Source organism: Pontibacillus sp. HMF3514 (assembly GCF_009858175.1).
Classification (GTDB): Bacteria; Bacillota; Bacilli; order Bacillales; family BH030062; genus Pontibacillus.
Map to the genome: position 1 here is coordinate 1,926,143 of NZ_CP047393.1, position 19,051 is coordinate 1,945,193.

The following is a 19,051-nucleotide window of genomic DNA, read 5'->3' on the forward strand; positions in this document are numbered from 1 at the left end:
GGAGGGATCACATGCAACTACCACAGAACGTAACCATAAAAGAAGTCGGTCCACGCGATGGCCTTCAAAATGAAAAAGAAATGATACCAACTGAAGAGAAAATAGAATGGATTAATCATTTATCTGATACGGGATTATCTTATATTGAAATTTCATCTTTTGTGCACCCTAAGTGGATTCCTCAATTAGGAGATGCCCTAGAGGTAGCGAAAGGTATAAAGCGAAATCCTGAAGTAACATATGCCACGCTTGTTCCAAACATGAAAGGTTTGGAACGAGCACTTGAGGCAGATGTTGATGAAGTGTCGATATTCATGTCCGCTTCAGAATCCCATAACAAAAAGAATATTAATAAGTCTATTGATGAAACCTTCCCTGTTTTACAGGAAGTTGTCGAGGGGGCTAAAGCAGAGAATAAATCTGTTCGCGGTTATATTTCTACTGTATTTGGATGCCCATATGATGGACCGGTACCTTTAGAAAATGTTCAAAAGGTCTGTGATCAGCTGTTTTCGATGGGGATTGATGAGCTTTCTATTGGTGACACAATAGGTGTAGCAAATCCTCTTCAGGTACAGCATGTCCTCGAAACACTGAGTAAGGACTTTCCAAAAGATCAATTAGCCTTACACTTTCATAATACAAGAGGAACAGCACTTGCTAACGTCCTTACTTCCTTACAACTAGGCTTTACTACGTTTGATAGTGCATTAGGAGGTCTTGGAGGGTGCCCATATGCTAAAGGTGCATCAGGTAACCTAGCGACTGATGACCTTCTTTATATGTTAAAGGGAATGAACATTGATACCGGAATTGATCAGGATAAATTAATGAGGGCAGGTTCTTTTATACAAGACAAAATGGATAAACCATTACCGAGTCACCACATGCAAATTGCTTACAAAGGAGGCGATGTGACATGACCGAAACTGTACAATATCAATTAATCGAAGAAACAATAGCTCTAATCACATTAGACCGGCCCGAAGCCGCAAACGCCTTTTCCTTACAACTGTTAGATGATTTAACAAATGTAGTGGAACATGTAAACAAACAAAAGGATATACGTGCAACAATCATTACCGCTTCTGGAGAGAAAGCTTTCTGTGCTGGTGCCGATTTAAAAGAACGTGCTGGCATGACGGATGATGAAGTTGTACAAACCGTACATAAGATTGGCCAAACCGTACATGCGGTTGAAAACATTAAAAGCCCGGTCATTTGTGCTATTAATGGAGTAGCATTTGGAGGCGGATTAGAGCTTGCTCTAGCATGTGATCTTCGAGTAGCGGCTGATCATGCTAAATTTGGTCTCACTGAAACTTCTTTAGGCATCATTCCAGGTGCAGGAGGAACACAACGTCTTCCTAGACTAATAGGACTCGGAAAAGCCAAAGAAATGATATACGCTGCTAAGCGGGTTAATGCTGAAGAAGCCTTCACAATTGGCTTAGTAGAACGAGTTTCTTCATCCCAATCCCTATTAGATGAAGCACTAAAATTAGCTCGTTCTATCGCATCCAACGCCCCAGTCGCCTTACGACAAGCAAAGCAAGCGATTAACAAAGGCTTTCATGTCGATTTAGAAACAGGTCTACAAATCGAATCCATGAGTTATGCTGTTACGATCCCTACTGAAGATCGTTTAGAAGGCTTAAAGGCGTTTAAAGAGAAACGAAAACCCAAATATAAAGGTCAGTAAAGATTAAAAGGAGGTATTATGATGTCAGTTGATCAAACGTTAGAACAAGCATTTAAAGAACGCGTTGAAAAAATCAAAAAAGGCGGCGGTGAAAAATACCACAAAAAGAACGAAGAAAAAGGTAAACTTTTTGCACGCAAACGTCTTGAGCTTCTTTTTGATGATGGCGTTGAAATTGAAGATGCCTTCTTTGCAAATAACCAAGCAGAAGGTCTACCTGCTGATGGTGTTGTAACAGGTATGGGGAAAATTAACGGTGAGACGGTCTGTGTTATGGCCAACGACTCTACAGTAAAAGCAGGTTCCTGGGGAGCAAGAACTGTAGAAAAAATTATCCGCATTCAAGAAACCGCTCTCAAACTTGAGGTACCTATGCTTTATCTTGTCGACTCTGCAGGTGCACGAATTACAGATCAAATTGAAATGTTCCCTAATCGCCGTGGTGCAGGACGCATTTTTTACAATCAAGTCAAACTATCAGGTCGCGTACCTCAAATTTGTCTCCTATTTGGTCCATCTGCAGCGGGTGGTGCTTACATCCCAGCCTTCTGTGACATCGTAGTTATGGTAGATGGAAATGCATCGATGTATCTTGGATCCCCTCGTATGGCTGAGAAAGTTATTGGGGAAAAAGTGAGCCTTGAAGAAATGGGCGGAGCAAGGATGCATTGCTCTGAGTCAGGCTGTGGTGATGTATTGGCAAAATCAGAAGAGGAAGCGATTGAGTATGCTCGTAAATACTTAACCTACTTCCCTCAAAACTATAAAGAAAAGCCAAAAACCTATGAAGCCCATCCAATCAAACCTCATGATAAATCGATTGAAGAGCTGATTCCTGAAAACCAAAACGCTCCATTCAATATGTATGACTTTATTGATCATTTAATTGATGAAGATTCCTTCTGTGAGATCAAACGTCGTTTTGCGAAAGAACTTATTACAGGGTTAGCACGTATTGATGGTAAACCTGTAGGAATTATTGCTAACCAACCAAAACAAAAAGGTGGCGTATTATTCCACGACTCTGCAGATAAAGCAGCAAAGTTTATTAATCTATGTGATGCTTTCCATATCCCGCTTCTATTCCTTGCAGATATCCCAGGATTTATGATTGGTACTCGTGTAGAGAAAGCAGGAATCATTCGTCACGGTGCAAAAATGATTTCGGCAATGAGTGAAGCATCTGTACCAAAGATCTCCGTAGTTGTACGTAAAGCGTATGGCGCAGGTCTTTATGCAATGGCAGGTCCAGCATTTGAACCAGATTGCTGTATAGCCCTACCAAGTGCTCAAATTGCAGTAATGGGGCCAGAAGCTGCCGTAAACGCTGTTTATGCAAATAAGATTGCTGAATTACCTGAGGAAGAACGTCCACAATTCATAAAAGAGAAGCAGGAAGAATATAAAGAAAATATCGATATCTACCGTTTAGCATCTGAAATGATTGTGGATGATATTGTCGAACCAGCTCAATTACGTGATCAACTAATCAAACGTTTCGAAATGTATGAATCGAAAAATCTTACATTTACAGAGCGGAAGCATGGTGTCTATCCGGTATAACAACATCAAGTAGAAAAACCCGTGTGATTATCCATGCGGGTTTTCCACGTTAAAAAGAAAGCACGAGGATGAAGAGATAGGGGGAAACAGAATGTCAAATGCCAAACAACGGGTTCAAGAGACATTCAGCAAAAATGCAGAGAAATATGTGACAAGTCAAACTCATGCTAAAGGAAAAGATTTAGCATTAATGGTTGAATGGGCCTCACCCAAAAATAATTGGGAAGCTTTAGATATTGCTACTGGAGGAGGGCATGTTGCCAAAACCTTTTCTCCGCATGTAAATAAAGTAGTTGCAAGTGATCTAACAAAAGAGATGCTTGAAAACACCGCTTCTCACCTAGCGGAATATAAGAATATCTCTTATGAAGTGGCGGATGCAGAACAACTGCCTTTTTCAGATCATTCTTTTGATCTTGTAACTTGTCGAATCGCACCGCATCATTTTCCGAATCCAAAAAGTTTTATTCGAGAAGTGAGTCGTGTATTGAAAGAAAACGGCAAATTTATTATGATCGATAACGTTGCTCCTGAAGAAGCAGAATTAGCAGATTTTATGAACACCCTTGAACATATGAGGGATACAAGTCATGTGCGGTGTTTACCCGTTTCAGAGTGGCAAAAGCTATGCAAGAAACATCATTTGCATGTGTTAAAAAGTCGAACACGTAAAAAGACGTTTGATTTTCATGATTGGGTGAATCGTACAGTAGAGGATGAATCTACGAAAGAGAGTGTATCTTCCTATTTAAGAAATGCGGATACACATATGAAAGATTATTTTCAAATAAAAGAAACACAAGAAGACATTGAAGCATTTTCCATAGATGAATGGATGGTGCTATGCGAGAAATTACCAACAACGTAATGAACTAAACAGGCAGGTGTACACACATGAAACTAAGCGATATATTAGGTGATATTGAATATGAAGTGGTTTGGGGAGATATAGAAGTACCAATTGATTGTATTTCTTATCACTCCGACAAAATGAAACAAGACTCTCTATTTGTTTGTGTAGAAGGGTCTAAGCATGACGGTCATGATTATATTGCTCAAGCAGTAATGAAAGGTTGTAGAGCCATAATCGTGGAGAAAAAAGTAGCCTTAGAGTTTATACCAGAAGGATGTACAGTCGTTCAAGTTAAGGGTACACGTAAACTTTTACCGTTCATAGCTAGCCGTTTTTATGACAATCCTTCAGAATCTTTCAATCTAGTAGGTGTTACAGGGACAAACGGTAAAACGTCCGTCACACACATGATCTCTTTTATCCTAAGCTATGCAGGTCGACATGTAGGGAGTATTGGCACTCTTGGAGATCAGATGAATCAGGAAGTGATTGATACCACAAGAACGACTCCTACAACGCCAGAGGCCTTTGATTTACAACAAGTCTTTGGTCATATGAGAGATCGAGGTGTAACAGATGTGGTCATGGAAGTCTCTTCAATGGGACTTGAACTTCATCGTGTGGATAGCTGTGACTTTACGGTTGGGATCTTTACTAATCTATCTCCTGAACATTTAGATGACCATGTTACATTCGAACGATATAAAGAAGCTAAACTAAAGCTATTTTCACTAGCTCCACAGTCGATTATCAATGCAGATGATGCAAATGCGGAGGATTTTATTCAGGCTTCTAAAGGAGATTGTCAGACCTACGGCATTGACAACCTTGATGCTGATTGGGTTGCAAAAGACGTTTCTGTTCAAGTGAATGGTGTAACCTTTACCCTTGTTGGGCATGATGTTCATACAGAAGTCACTGTTCCTATACCAGGTCGCTTTACTGTGTACAATGCTTTAGCTGCTATAAGCACTTGCCTATCTCTTGATGTACCGCTTCAAACGATTCTTGCTGCGTTAAAAGAAATTAAAGGGCCGGATGGTCGTTTGCAAACCATTCAATCACCTGATGGATATACCATTATGGTGGACTATGCTCATACTCCGGATGCACTTGACAATGTCTTATCAAACCTTAAACCTTATACAGCAGGGAAACTAATTTTGGTATTCGGTTGTGGAGGCGACAGAGACGAAGCTAAACGTCCACGAATGGGAGAAATCGCAAGTAAATGGTGTGACCACATTATTTTAACTTCAGATAATCCAAGGACTGAAGATCCGATGTCGATTATCAAAGATATTGAAAAAGGCATAGGAATGATAAAAGAATATGACATCATCGAAGACCGTAAAAAAGCCATTCAATATGCCATGAAGAATGCTGAAAAAGAAGATATCATTCTCATCGCTGGTAAAGGGAATGAAACCTATCAAATCGTTGGGGAGGAAAAACTTCCTTTCAGTGATGTTCAAGTAGTAAAAGAAAATATGTAAGCTATTTAGGAGGGAACGCGAAACGTGAACTCAAGGCAAATGATCTTTGTTGGACTCTCGGTATTCGTAGGTGTTTATTTCGCTATGAGAGGCTTTGATTTGATTCAAATGTATGATTCAATGGCAGGAAAAACAGAATCTTTTCGTTTCTTAGTATTTACCATCACAGATCAACTGACCCAACAAACCGTTCCCCTAATCGCCGCACTCCTAATTGGAATAGGAACACTATGTATCATCATTCCATTAATTATGATGTATAAGAAGCGGAAGTCATTAAAGAATGAACCTTATAGAGAGAGTACATCTTAATACTTTATGAAAAGCAGAATCTATCTTGTAGGATCTGCTTTTTTGTTACTTATTAATCGTTATAGAAAAAAGGGGCATCCCTATAATTTTAAGCTGAATTTATTAATCAATATGATAATAGCCAGGGCTTACATAGAGGCCCTGGCTATTTTTTAATTATGCTGTTCTTGTTTTCCTAATTCTCGTATTTTATCAACTGTCTCTGGATTTTCTAATGCTGATAAGTCTCCTGCATTTTCATTTAGGTACGCGGAACGAATAACACGCCGCATAACTTTGGCATTCCTTGTCTTAGGTAGATCATTTACAAAGTGTAAATGTTTTAATGCTAGAGCTTTACCTAAAACATCTACAGCATGTTTCAGGATAGAGGACTTCAATTCTTCTGAAGCGGAATAGTTTGGCTTTAATACGACAAATCCAACAGGTGTTTCACCTTTTACATCATGAGGGATACCTATTACACCAGCTTCAACTACTGCTTCATGATCGACAAGTACGGATTCAATTTCAGCAGGACCCGTTCGCTTCCCAGCTACGTTTAACGTATCATCAGAACGACCTGTAATCGTATAATATCCTTCATCATCATGGATCACCCAATCTCCGTGAACCCAAGTATCTGGCCAACGATTCCAGTATGTGTTTTCATAACGTTCATTCTCTTTGTAAAAGCCGTTTGTCATACCTACCCATGGCTTGGTAATTACTAACTCTCCAACTTCATTTTTAACGGACGTTGCTTGTTTATCATATACATGTACATCCATACCAGGGATAGCTGCATTAAAGGTTACAGGGCTAATCGGTTTTGTTAATACGTTGGTGAATATCCCACCGGAGATTTCCGTTCCGCCTGAATAATTAATAATTGGAATTTGGGACTTTCCGACATCTTCAAACAACCACATCCATGGCTCATGATTCCACGGTTCACCTGAAGAACCAAAGGCTTTTAAGGAAGAGATATCATGTTGTTCTACCCAGGATGATCCGTGTTTCATAAGAGTACGAACAAGTGTTGGGGCAATCCCTAAATGCGTTACTTGATGTTGTTCTACCAATTGCCATAAGCGGTCAGGATTTGGATAGTCAGGCGTTCCTTCAAACATGACGATACTTGATCCATTTATCAAACCACCATATACAAGAAAAGGACCCATCATCCATCCCATATCTGTGTACCAAAATAGGGTATCATCTTGTTTAACATCCATCATAACGCCTGCATCAAACGCAGATTTAATCGGGAAGCCTGCATGTGTATGGAGGGTACCTTTTGGCTTTCCTGTCGTACCTGATGTATAAATAATCATAAAGGGGTCATTAGCATTGGTTTCAAGTGTCTTAAAATCATCTACAGGCTTGCGAATGTCATCCCAATCTACATCACGTTCGTTATTCCACGCAATGTCACGACCCGATCGTTTAACTACAATGACTCTTTCAATAGAGGAAGATTTAGAAGCAGCTTTATCAGCTTCCTCTTTCATAGGTATCGTTTTGCCTTTACGATGAAAACCGTCTGCTGTAATAAGGTATTTGGACTCAGCGGCATTCATACGTGTGGCTACGGCATCTGCTTTATAACCTGAGAAAGCAGGGGAGAAGATCGCTCCTATTTTTGAAGCGGCTAGCATAGCAAATAACGTTTCAGGCAACATTGGCATATAGATCGTAATAATATCACCTGGTTGAATACCTAATTGTTGAAATCCTGCTGCTGTTTGATTCACTTCATCATGGAGTTCTTTATAGCTGAAAGTACGTGTTCCACCATCATCACTTTCCCATATAAGGGCTGTTTTATTTGCAGTATCTTTTTGCTTAGCCCATTTATCAACGGCATTATGTGTGACATTCATCTTACCGTTAACAAACCAATTTGGATATTTTACACCTTTGGACAAATCAAGCGTTTTATCATAGTCTTGAAACCATTCTATCCCAAGCTCTTCAACGGCTTTATCCCAAAACCATTCTAAATCATCAATCGACTTTTCGTGGAACGTATGATAGTCTGAAAAACCCAGAGATTTCATCCATTGATAAAGTCGTGTAGAATCAATATAAGATTGCGATGGATTCCAAACTGCTTGCTGTGACATTGAAAGACCTCCCATAAAAGTACATAAATTTTCAGAATGTTCTACATCCTATTATACAATTTATGTGAAAGCGCTTCAAAAATTATAGAGACTAGAATAACAGATTAGGAGATGATGGGAATGGAGTTACATTTCACACCAAAAATTCAAAAGCAACTTGATGTCTTACAAAAAATTGAATCAGGGCCTATATATCCGTATCAACTTCTTACTAATTTGCTATATGAGCCTACAGGGGTGTGTCCCGAAGTCTTGATATATATGATTCAGCACCTTGGTAAGGAAAAGGTATTTTATTTTAAAGAATCAGGTGATCAGTTACATGAAGAAGAAGCGGCTTATAATATGGGGGAATTGACTGTTTCTGAATCTATGAAAGTGGTTTTATTAGAAGCGGATAACAGGCGGAAGCGGTATAATCAAAGCTTTATTACAGAAGGCCATGTATTTCATGCAATGTTAACAAAGGACCCTATTCTAGCTAAATTAATTCCAGCCACTATACGAGAAGACATCCTTTCGTTTGCAAGTGTTCCAAGGGATATGACTGTAAGCCTACGTCATTATAAAATGCCTAAAGTTATGTTGGATGAAGGGATTACATTGTTGCGTGCTGCACTAAAGGATCAAGAAGAGTTATTGCGTTTTATTTCAGAAAGGTTTGGAGATCCATGGGTTAAAACCATTCAGATCGCATTAGAAAAGGAATGTCCACCACTTTATATTGCACGTGACAGAGGAGAACTAATAGGGTTTGCTTGCTATGATTCTGTTCGTGATCAAAAAGGGGTATATGGACCAATGGGAACCTCTCCACAAGTACGCACAAAAGGTGTTGGTTACGCACTTTTACATACTTGCCTAGAAGAAATGAAACAAAAAGGCTATGAGTATGCCATTTTAGGAGAGGCAGGTCCAATAGAATATTATGAACGAGCTTGTGGAGCAAAGTTAATACCGATCATAGATTATTGATAAACTTCTTTCATAATTTTATTCAAAATATGAATCTGTTCATCAAATAACATTTTGTAATGTTTCTTTAAAACTTCAAATTCTTCTTCACCCTTAGGCGTAACACGGTACCAATACACTTTCTGGCGCTTCTTTTCATGAGATTTATAATCCTCAGTACGTTGAAGCAAACCTTCCTCATGCATATCATGAAGGGTGTCAAGAAGAGTAGAAGGGGCAGGCTGCCAGTTTCCTGTGAGTTTACTAAATTCTTCTTTAAAGTGCTCGCTAATCATAGAGTTGCGTTTGTGAAGCAGATGAAGAATATAAAACTTTGTAAATTGAGCTGCAGACATATTCAGAGCAAACTTTTTTGGATTGTTTTTATGAGACATGGAAAGTTCACCTCGCATTGGTATATATTCTTTCAATTACCAATTCTATCACATTTGAACTTAGTAGTAACTCAGAAACCCTTTTCTAAAAGAATAAAGTGCTAAAAATACGAGGTGAGAACAAATGTTCGTTTTAGGTAGAGTCTCTATTCACAAGCTTAAAGTACAACGTTTTAGGAATAATAAAAATGAACTTATACTATAATTGAGTCAATCACTATGTTCTTGTAGAATAGCTAAGGAAGCAAAACTGAATAGAAAAGGTGTTTTTGAATATGCAAACAAAGATCGTTATAGGCGCGGGAATTCTTGGTGCATCTACTGCCTATCACTTAGCCAAAGAGGGCGTAAAAGTCACATTAGTAGATCGAAAAGATACAGGACAGGCTACTGAAGCTGCTGCAGGAATTGTATGTCCATGGCTTACCCAGCGACGCAACAAACCATGGTATCGCTTAGTGAAAGGTGGAGCGAAATATTATCCTACCTTAATTCAAGAATTAGAGGACCAGGGTGAAACTGAAACCGGATATGCCCGTGTTGGTGCCATTAATATATTTGATACCGATGAAAAACTAGAAAAGAAGATGGAAATTGCACGTCAGCGACTTGAGACAGCTCAAGAAATGGGGGAAGTGACAAAGCTTTCTGCGGAAGAGACAAAAAAATTGTTTCCCGTATTATCTGATGAGTACGGTGCTGTTCATATAAGTGGAGGTGCACGTGTGAACGGTAGAGAATTACGAGATGCTCTCATACGTGGTGCTAAAAAGAATGGTGCTACCTTTATTGAACAGGATGCTTCACTCATTTTTGAAGGCTCTACTGTCACTGGTGTGAAGATCAATAAGGAAGATCACTTTGCTGATCAAGTCATTGTAACAGGAGGAGCTTGGTCTAAGGAGCTTTTAGAACCTATGGGAATGAACTTTCAGGTTCGACCACAGAAAGCTCAAATCGTTCATTTACAAATGCCAAATACCGATACGAGTCAATGGCCTGTACTCATGCCGCCTTATAACAAATATATGCTTACCTTTAATGACGGAAAAATAGTAGTTGGTGCTACACATGAAGATGAAGCAGGATTCGACAATCGAGTAACAGCTGAAGCCATTCATGAAATTTTGGATAAAGCCTTTAAAGTAGCTCCTGGCTTAGCTGAAAGCACATATGTAGAAACAAAAGTAGGGTTTAGACCATTTACACCAGGCTTTTTACCAATTGTAGGTCCCGTCCCGAATACAGAAGGGCTTTATGTTGCTAATGGTCTTGGTGCATCTGGTCTAACAAGTGGACCTTATTTAGGAGCTCAGCTAGCTCAACAAATAATGGGGCAAGACACGGAACTTGATTTGAATGATTATGATGTCTCTACAGCATTCGAATCGAAAAAAGAATGAGTCTAAATGTCTGAAGGTGACTGAGCTTAAACAATTAAGTTCAGTTTCCTAAAGACATACCATACCAACCATATTTACTGGATCTTTTGTTTTATTGTGGTAAAATATCTCTGTAATCTTTACGGAATTTTTATTATATTTACATAAAAATTAATGATTTATGAATGTTCATTAAGAAAATTTATTGTTAAGATTAGTATGCTAAGATTAAAGATCGCCTATTTCACTAGTGAGTCTTTAACAAAAGCTGAAGCACATCTTTATTGCTTCAGCTTTTGTTTTGAAATGTGATTCCTTTCATGAAAGGTGTAAATTCATCTATCTAGTGGAATACTAAAGGATTAATAGGAGACAAAGGAGTATGTATCTTGAAGATCGCCATTATTACCGAGACATTTCTCCCGTCAACAGATGGAGTCGTCACAAGGTTAACTGAAGCTATAAAATACTTGAGAAAACATAATCATGAAGTCATTGTGATTTGTCCAGACTTGGGCACGACAGAGTTCGAAGGAGCAATTATTGAGGGTGTTAAAGCCACAAACTTACCATTTTATCGTTCTCGTCCGTTCGCATTACCAAACAAACGGGTGAAAGATCTTTTAGAAAAACACCAACCAGACCTAGTACATGTTGTGAATCCAGCAATGTTAGGGGTTTCTGGAGTTAAGTATGCAACAAAGCTTAACTTCCCATTACTTGCTTCTTATCACACGCATGTACCCAAATATATGGATTATTACAACTTATATCCATTCAAGCCAATACTCTGGTGGTACTTTAAACGACTACACAACCAAGCTGAACTTAATTTATGTACATCACAAGCCGTTAAAGATGAATTAGATCATCATGGCTTTAATAACGTGCATGTTTGGAAGCGTGGTGTAGCAATCGATCGCTATAATCCATCTTATTATAATCAAGAAATGCGATCACGCTTAACAAACGGAGAGACAGATAAAAAGTTACTTGTTTTTGTTGGTCGTTTAGCTCCTGAGAAGGAAATTCATAAATTGAAGCCGTTACTTGAAGAACGTAATGATGTTCGCTTAGCAATTGTAGGAGATGGTCCAATACGCGAACAGTTAGAGCAAAAGTTCGAGGGAACGAATACGGTATTCACAGGATTTCTACACGGAGATGAACTTAATCAAGCATTCTCATCTGCAGATGCGTTTATTTTCCCATCTATCACAGAGACATTGGGGCTAGTGATTTTAGAAGCAATGGCTTCCGGTTTACCGGTTATAGCTGCTAAAAGTGGTCCAACGATGGAACAGGTGGATGACGAACGTACAGGTCTTCTATTTGAAAATGAGGATACAAGCAGCCTCATTACAGCAGTTGAAAAGCTTGAAGATCCTGAGTTGCTGCAAAGCATGCGAGAAAATGCGAGGGAGGAAGCTGAAAAATTCAGCTGGACCAAACCATCGGAGCAACTATTGGAGTTTTATGAAAAATTACTTGGTGTTTCTATGAAGCAAGCGCAATAAAATTAAATTATATGAGAAAGGCTAAAACTAAGGTTTTAGTCTTTTTTTAGAAATATTTTTAATAAAAAAAAGAGATAAAAAATGGGAACTGAGGTTCTGTAAGGACCATAACAAGTATGATATAATATGCTTCAGATATCGTTCCAGTTGAAGGGCGGTCGGCTATCCTCCGATTGAAAGGGGGTGATGCCTTATGGACTTGTATGAACTATTTATGGTTCTGTTGACGTCCGGTTTATTTTTCTTAGGGTTTTTGAGTTTGATTGTCAAAATCATTTCAGAAATCATGGAAAATAAAAAGTAGACCTCCTTCAACGCCAAGTGATGGAAAGGTCTACTTTTATGTGAGGCCGATCCTCTTCAGGAACGACTATCTGATGGCCGTAGTAGCAGCTACGGTCATTTTTAATATACGTTTATCTTACTTATATATTACCACATTTTTTGCGGTTATAACAATTATATGTGGTTTATTTGCTGTTTTAATATAGGAGAAGGATGTTTGTATTTTAACAGAAAATGAAATGGGGAAGATAAAGCGTCTATACAAAACAAATATGGCTGTTGTGAAGATGACTCATCATAATAAAACCCTTAAATACACAGTTTTTATCAATAATATATAGCAGATGTTCAAAATATGGTATTGATCGTAGTGAATTCTTAGAATGTGTATTAAATATAATCCAGCAAATGAAATTATTAAATTAAATTTATTTTACTTAAAATCAAATCATAATAAAATGCGGTTTAAAAACTTCGGTTAGTATTGAAAACTTAGATACACTAATTTAATTAGTTTTGCTTATATATTATTTTATTTTATATCTCACTATCTTAAGTATACATGGTTTTTGAGAAAAGAATTATTATTTTTCTTTTACTTCTGATAATATATATTATGTTCGGGGCGTTATAACTTATTCAAATTTCACTCCTTTTCTATCCTGTGTTGATAATCTCTCTTCTTACTTTTTTCAATATCAATAAACTGTACACTGTATTCAATTACATCATTTGCACCTAAATTATGCTTCTTTGCAAACTGTTTTACCTCTTCTAATAATTCTTTATCGTAAGTAGTTTTATATTGAACTCGATCCTTTGGACGAGATTCTTTACTAAAATTTATAATCCCATGTGATAAAACTTCTTCTAAGCCTGTTTCGATTAAATAGTTAACATATGTATCATTATCGTTTGATATATCTTTTAAATGTTCAATAATAGACTTGCTAAGATTTGTTCTAAATTTCACTCTAGAAATATCTGTCGTGTGTATTAACTGACCATTTATTGATTTCCACATAATAATCACTCCTTATTATTCTTTAACTTTCAGAATGGATAGTCATTCTATCTCTCTTATATATGACATAATTTTCTGTAGCATTATTATATATAATATTTGCAAGCTGTGGTAGTGTTGACTTCCCTTTTACCCAAACGCGAAACATTTTATTACCATTTTTACTTTCTTCGATTGTGATTTCAGAGCGTAATCCCCATGTTTTAAAGACATTTAATAATCCATCTGCAAAAAAGGAACTTCCTGTAGTGATGTTCATTACATAACCGGTTTTCTGAACCCATCCATCACCATCTATTACTCCTCTAATAAATGATGGTAAATAACGTTCTGGAACCTTTGGGAATCCAATGGTTAAAGATTTATTAGCAACAACACCAAGAACTTCGAGATCTTTTTTTATTTCTTTTGAGTTTAAAATTAATGATGTAGTATTTCGAGTTGATACAGGTGGTGAAATAACATAATCTGCATCCATATACTTTGCTATTAACCGCAAGATTCTTTCGTCCTTTTGTGCAAATGAGATGCTGTTATAGCGCGTAACACAGCCATCAGTAATGAATAATCCTAATACCCATGCCATTTCATGAGTCCAGGTTTTAAAGAAATCTTCGTTCACTTTATGCTTCCTTGGCTGGCCAGCATATTGTTTATGATTTGCTTTTTCACCATGTTTGTAGACTACATTTAAAATTGCGTTACTTGTAAGTCCAATTATCCGTTCCATTTCTTTGTATGAAATCCCACTTTTATAGATCTCAATTATCTTTTCATCTGTCATCCCTTGGTTTCGCGGCATAATCTACCCTCCTTGTAAGTAGTTTTAAGACAAAAGCTTTAAAAGTTATTGATATATCTCCATTATACGAACGAATGTTCTATTTATCCAATTATTAGCTTATTTATTTAAAAATAAAGATAAAGATAAATTTTCTCTCACATACAAAAAGAAGCTTAGTTTACTAAGCTCCCTTCTAAAATCAGTTAAATTAAAGATTTATATCATTCTTCAATGATACATACATCTCTTTTTACTGAATCGAAACCATATCTATTGATAAATTTAGAGAATTTTTCTCTTTTCTTTCCGTTCTCTTTGTACACTTCTATAATACGATCAACGCAAGTATATAGTTGTTCTGGAGTCATGCCTTCCTCAAATAACATCCCAGCTTTCGCATCTGTACCTGTCGCTTGACCTCCTATATACACTTCATATGTTTCTCCACGCTTTAAAACCCCGATGTCATTTACTAAAGGTTCACCGCAAGCGTTTGGACAACCTGTATAAGATGGTCGTAGAGGGAATGGAACTTCTTTACCTGCAATGCGCTTATTCAATTCAATCGCAATTGGCATTCCCTCTTTTTCTTCTCCTTTACAAAAGCTGCAGGTCCTTAAATTTTTTACATAAGGTCCATTTTTGTAGACAGAAAAACCAACCTCTTGTAGTTCTTTTTGAACAGGATCTACTTTTGATTCAGGAACCTTAATATATATGGATTGAAAAGTGGTGAGCTCAACTTCCTGATCTTCATCAAGGTGTTTACCTAATACAATTAATTGTTTTCCAGTCAATTTAGAACCACCATATTGAATGCCCCCATTAACAGCTAATGACACCATCTTCTCTTTTACCATGCCTCTTCCTCCTAAATAAAAATTCCCTAATATCCCTATTCTTCAAAATAATTGATATTCCTTCATAAAAAAACTCACTTGCAACTAAACAAGTGAGTTTTGATATACTCTTCTATTTGAAATTAATTAACTAAATCCTCTTCTTCTCCCTCAGGAATACCTGGCTGTTGTTCCTTTGTCCATGTACTCTTAGCAGGGATCTTAGAATGATCAGCACGATGCGCATACTTTTCAGCAATTTCCGTTACTTCTTGTAATAAGCCTGTGCTTAGTGTCGTTGGATTTAATCCTTTTGATAAGAATAAGTCATTCTTAACATGAAGATCATTCTCAGCAGCCTCTTTACGAGGATTTGATACATATGCGATCTCTCCACCAGTCAGTTCACTAACTAACTTAGCTAAGTCATTCACACGGTGTGTTTCTGTCATCTGGTTGAAGATCATTACTCTTTCGTCACGTCCCGGAGCATTCTCAATGGCTAACTGAATGCAACGCACTGTGTCCTGGATATGGATAAACGCACGTGTTTGTCCACCAGTACCATGTACAGTAATCGGATAACCTACAGCAGCCTGCATTAAGAAACGATTTAAGACAGTACCGTAGTCTCCGTCGTAATCGAAACGATTAATTAATCGTTCATCCATTTTTGTTTCTTTCGTATTGGTCCCCCACACGATACCTTGGTGAAGGTCTGTAATGCGCAGGCTATCATTTTTATTGTAATAATGGAATAGTAATTGGTCTTGTGTTTTTGTCATGTGATAAATAGAACCAGGGTTCGTCGGATAAAGGATTTGTTGTTCTACTCGTTCTCCTGTCTCCGTTTTCACTTCAATATCAAGGTAACCCTCAGGGATTTTCATTCCAGCTGTACCATAACCATAAACACCCATAGTACCTAAGTGAACCAGGTGGATATCTAATCCTGAATCCGCGATTGCACAAAGTACGTTATGAGTAGCATTCATATTGTTATTTACTGTATATCGTTTATGTTTTGGAGATTTCATTGAGTAAGGAGCAGAACGTTGCTCAGCAAAATGAACAATTACATCTGGTTGCTGTTCATTAATGGCATCTAAAAATTGATCATACTCATCAGCCAAGTCAATATTAAGAAAATCAATCTTGTTTCCAGAAATTTCTTCCCATACATTTAACCTTGTACCCATCGGTTGAATAGGTGTTAACGATTCTGCTTCTAGTTCATTGTCAATATTACGTCGAGATAGATTATCAAGGATCGTCACTTCATGCCCAAGATTAGATAGATGTAGACTTGTAGGCCATCCACAAAAACCATCTCCTCCTAAGACGAATATCTTCTTTGATTGTACATGATTCGTTTCTACATTCATTTTGAAACACCCTTTATGAATTTTGTCTGTTTATTTAATTTTAGAAATGTATGTATAGGGAAGAACAAATAAGGATTTTCCCTTTAATCATTCATCCTACTTCTAGATGTACATTTTATAGAAGTTATTATAGTTATTTCATTTTCAATAACCACTTTTCATCATATCTAAAGGGGCAAAGTGGTGCAACCTTTTTACTAATAGTTCATATTTAATTAATAAACAAATCCATTATACCTGTATTTTCTTTCATATAAAAATAAGTACCTCTAATCGGTACTTATTTTTGACAGATCTTAATATAAGTTTTATTTATGCTTACTTACCGAAGTAGGGATAACTTCCTAATAAGGTCACATTGCAGCCAAGTGCCTCTATTTCTGTGATAGCTCCAGGAATTAAAACTTGATCGAATTTCAGTTCTACATCGATTATAAAGAAATAATTGCCTAGCCCTGTTTTCATAGGGCGAGATTCTATTTTTGATAAGTTTAGTTTCCTCCAAGCAAAAGCAGATAAAACTTGATGAAGTGCACCATAGTGATCTGTAGGCAATGTAATCATTAAAGTCGTGCGATCACCTAAATAATTGGAATTATTTACTTCTAAATCAGTTGCTTGCTTACTCAAGATAACAAAACGAGTATGATTATTATCAAAGTCATGAATATCATGCTTAATAATATCTAAACCATATTCGGAGGCAGCAAGTTCATTTCCTATTGCTGCTATTTTTTGTTCAGGGTTCTCTTTTACATGTTTTGCTGCGGCGCTTGTCGATGATTTATAAGAGAATTCGACATGAGGTAAATGCTTATATAAATATTGATGACACTGTGAAATAGCATGAGAATGAGAGTGAACAGCCTCAAAGCTTTCCCAACAATCGTTATTTTGGGGATGTACCATTAAATGCTGTCTTATAGGTACAATGATTTCTCCAACGATCGTTAGCTTTTGGTTTACTAAATAATCAATGGTTAAGTTAACAGAGCCCTCAATAGCATTTTCCCAAGGAAGAACTGCAAAACTTATTTCATCATTTTTTACAGCATCCATACATGAAGGTATTGTGCTGAATGGTTCTAGTTCATCATTAGGAAACGCTTGACTTACAGCTATGTTAGTAAAAGTTCCTTTTGGTCCTAAATAACCTATCTTTGACAATGTTTTTCTCTCCAAATCCTAAGTGTTTTATACCGATTAATTATTTAAATTGGTGTTAAAGGGGGAGTTTTTAAACTCCCCCCTTCTTTTTAAATTTTATACTACACTTTCAGCAAGATTTAGGGATGAATTTAGTTCTTTTAAGAATTCCTGTGACTCAGGGATATTCATTTGTTGAGCTGAATCTGATAATGCTACTGCTGGATCTGGGTGTACTTCTGCCATGATTGCATCTGCTCCAATTGCTAATGCAGCTTTCGCAGTTGGGACAAGTAAATCTTTTCTGCCAGTAGAGTGTGTAACATCAACAACTACTGGTAAGTGTGTTTCTTTCTTCAGAATTGGCACAGCAGAAATGTCTAACGTATTTCTTGTTGCTTTTTCATAAGTTCGGATACCACGCTCACATAACATGATTTGGTCGTTACCTTGAGACATGATGTACTCAGCAGCGTTGATAAATTCATCAATTGTTGCAGACATACCACGTTTCAATAACACTGGTTTGTTGACTCTTCCAACAGCTTTGAGTAATTCGAAGTTTTGCATGTTACGGGCACCTATTTGGATTACATCAACGTAATCTAAAGCTTTCTCTACATCCTGAGGAGTGAGGATCTCACTTACCACAGACATACCCGTTTCATCTGCCACATCTCTTAAGATTTTTAATCCTTCTTCACCTAGGCCTTGGAAATCATATGGAGATGAACGAGGCTTAAATGCTCCTCCACGTAGCATCGTAAGACCTTGAGATTTTAGAGATAATGCAACCTCTTTAACCTGCTCGTAACTCTCAACCGCGCAAGGACCCATAATAAAGCGTTGATCTCCATCTCCAACTTTTACACCGTTAACATCTACTAACGTATTATCAGGCTGTGCCTTTCGTGAAACGAGTAGTGCTTTACGGTTATCATCTTCTTGTAGTTCTAGACTTGCTTTGAAGATTTCTTTGAAAATGTGTTGAATGGTTGAAGCCTCAAAAGGACCTTCATGATGCTTCATCAGTAAATCCAGGGATTCACGTTCCCGAACTGGATCATATCGGTTAACACCTACCCCTTTTTTCTTTTGTTCACCTATTTCTTGAACAATCTCAGCTCGTTTATTGAGTAAAGATAAGATTTGCAAGTTGATTTCATCTACTTCTTCGCGTAAATCTGGCAGTTCATTTCTAGACATGGGTAATCCTCCTTGGTTTTGTTTTGTACTTTTTCATTTCAAATTAAATTAAACTCAAAAACATAGTGAAAAAATGACTATTAAATGATAAATACACATG

Annotated in this window: 17 protein-coding genes; 9 read left to right on the forward strand and 8 right to left on the reverse strand. The window is 37.2% G+C overall.

The genetic code is table 11. The features are described 5' to 3' along the window. Positions 1-11: 11 nt before the first annotated feature. The 6 genes from GS400_RS09930 (at position 12) to GS400_RS09955 (ending at position 5,926) form a co-directional block, all read left to right on the forward strand. Positions 12-923 carry a hydroxymethylglutaryl-CoA lyase gene (locus GS400_RS09930; protein WP_160101335.1) on the forward strand — a complete coding sequence of 304 codons (912 nt, stop codon included), beginning with the start codon at positions 12-14 and terminating at the stop codon, positions 921-923. Next, on the forward strand, positions 920-1,702 hold the full coding sequence (locus GS400_RS09935; RefSeq protein ID WP_160101337.1) for an enoyl-CoA hydratase: 783 nt from the start codon (positions 920-922) through the stop codon (positions 1,700-1,702). The genes GS400_RS09930 and GS400_RS09935 overlap by 4 nt, the downstream gene beginning before the upstream one ends. A gap of 21 nt (positions 1,703-1,723) precedes the next feature. Next, entirely contained in the window at positions 1,724-3,265 is a 1,542-nt protein-coding gene (locus GS400_RS09940; protein WP_160101339.1) for an acyl-CoA carboxylase subunit beta, read from the forward strand. A gap of 91 nt (positions 3,266-3,356) precedes the next feature. Beyond that, the gene (locus GS400_RS09945; protein WP_160101341.1) at positions 3,357-4,133 is read left to right on the forward strand and encodes a class I SAM-dependent methyltransferase; all 777 of its coding nucleotides are present in this window, start codon (positions 3,357-3,359) and stop codon (positions 4,131-4,133) included. A 26-nt stretch (positions 4,134-4,159) separates the two neighbouring features. After that, on the forward strand, positions 4,160-5,614 hold the full coding sequence (locus tag GS400_RS09950) for a UDP-N-acetylmuramoyl-L-alanyl-D-glutamate--2,6-diaminopimelate ligase (protein WP_160101343.1): 1,455 nt from the start codon (positions 4,160-4,162) through the stop codon (positions 5,612-5,614). A gap of 24 nt (positions 5,615-5,638) precedes the next feature. Next, positions 5,639-5,926, forward strand: a complete 288-nt coding sequence (locus GS400_RS09955) for a hypothetical protein (protein ID WP_160101345.1) — start codon at positions 5,639-5,641, stop codon at positions 5,924-5,926. Between the two features lie 152 nt (positions 5,927-6,078). Here the strand turns inward: GS400_RS09955 and GS400_RS09960 are convergent, their stop codons facing one another. Then, entirely contained in the window at positions 6,079-8,034 is a 1,956-nt protein-coding gene (locus tag GS400_RS09960) for an AMP-binding protein (protein ID WP_160101347.1), read from the reverse strand. A gap of 120 nt (positions 8,035-8,154) precedes the next feature. On the opposite strand from GS400_RS09960, the gene GS400_RS09965 reads away from it, so the two are divergent. Further along, positions 8,155-9,009, forward strand: coding sequence for a GNAT family N-acetyltransferase (locus GS400_RS09965; protein ID WP_160101349.1), 855 nt, complete (start codon positions 8,155-8,157; stop codon positions 9,007-9,009). Here the strand turns inward: GS400_RS09965 and GS400_RS09970 are convergent. Continuing rightward, positions 9,003-9,383, reverse strand: a complete 381-nt coding sequence (locus GS400_RS09970) for a PadR family transcriptional regulator (RefSeq protein WP_160101351.1) — start codon at positions 9,381-9,383, stop codon at positions 9,003-9,005. The genes GS400_RS09965 and GS400_RS09970 overlap by 7 nt on opposite strands. A 275-nt stretch (positions 9,384-9,658) precedes the next feature. Here GS400_RS09970 and GS400_RS09975 point away from each other — a divergent pair, with 275 nt between their 5' ends. Both GS400_RS09975 and GS400_RS09980 read left to right on the forward strand, forming a co-directional pair. Further along, complete coding sequence (locus tag GS400_RS09975; protein ID WP_160101353.1) at positions 9,659-10,786, forward strand: NAD(P)/FAD-dependent oxidoreductase; 1,128 nt, start codon at positions 9,659-9,661, stop codon at positions 10,784-10,786. 368 nt (positions 10,787-11,154) lie between these two features. Beyond that, entirely contained in the window at positions 11,155-12,282 is a 1,128-nt protein-coding gene (locus GS400_RS09980) for a glycosyltransferase family 4 protein (RefSeq protein ID WP_160101355.1), read from the forward strand. Positions 12,283-13,213: 931 nt separating this feature from the next. On the opposite strand, the gene GS400_RS09985 is transcribed toward GS400_RS09980, so the two are convergent. From GS400_RS09985 to GS400_RS10010, 6 genes are all read right to left on the reverse strand, one after another. Beyond that, the gene (locus GS400_RS09985; RefSeq protein ID WP_160101357.1) at positions 13,214-13,591 is read right to left on the reverse strand and encodes an rRNA methyltransferase; all 378 of its coding nucleotides are present in this window, start codon (positions 13,589-13,591) and stop codon (positions 13,214-13,216) included. Between the two features lie 22 nt (positions 13,592-13,613). After that, on the reverse strand, positions 13,614-14,393 hold the full coding sequence (locus tag GS400_RS09990) for an LAGLIDADG family homing endonuclease (protein ID WP_160101358.1): 780 nt from the start codon (positions 14,391-14,393) through the stop codon (positions 13,614-13,616). A gap of 203 nt (positions 14,394-14,596) precedes the next feature. Next, positions 14,597-15,235 carry a nitrite reductase gene (locus tag GS400_RS09995; RefSeq protein WP_160101360.1) on the reverse strand — a complete coding sequence of 213 codons (639 nt, stop codon included), beginning with the start codon at positions 15,233-15,235 and terminating at the stop codon, positions 14,597-14,599. 122 nt (positions 15,236-15,357) lie between these two features. Further along, positions 15,358-16,599: an NAD-dependent epimerase/dehydratase family protein gene (locus GS400_RS10000; RefSeq protein WP_160101363.1), complete on the reverse strand. Its 1,242-nt coding sequence runs from the start codon at positions 16,597-16,599 to the stop codon at positions 15,358-15,360. Positions 16,600-16,917: 318 nt separating this feature from the next. Continuing rightward, complete coding sequence (gene pheA / locus GS400_RS10005) at positions 16,918-17,766, reverse strand: prephenate dehydratase (protein ID WP_160101365.1); 849 nt, start codon at positions 17,764-17,766, stop codon at positions 16,918-16,920. A 96-nt stretch (positions 17,767-17,862) separates the two neighbouring features. Further along, positions 17,863-18,951: a bifunctional 3-deoxy-7-phosphoheptulonate synthase/chorismate mutase gene (locus GS400_RS10010; RefSeq protein WP_160101367.1), complete on the reverse strand. Its 1,089-nt coding sequence runs from the start codon at positions 18,949-18,951 to the stop codon at positions 17,863-17,865. Positions 18,952-19,051: the final 100 nt, after the last annotated feature.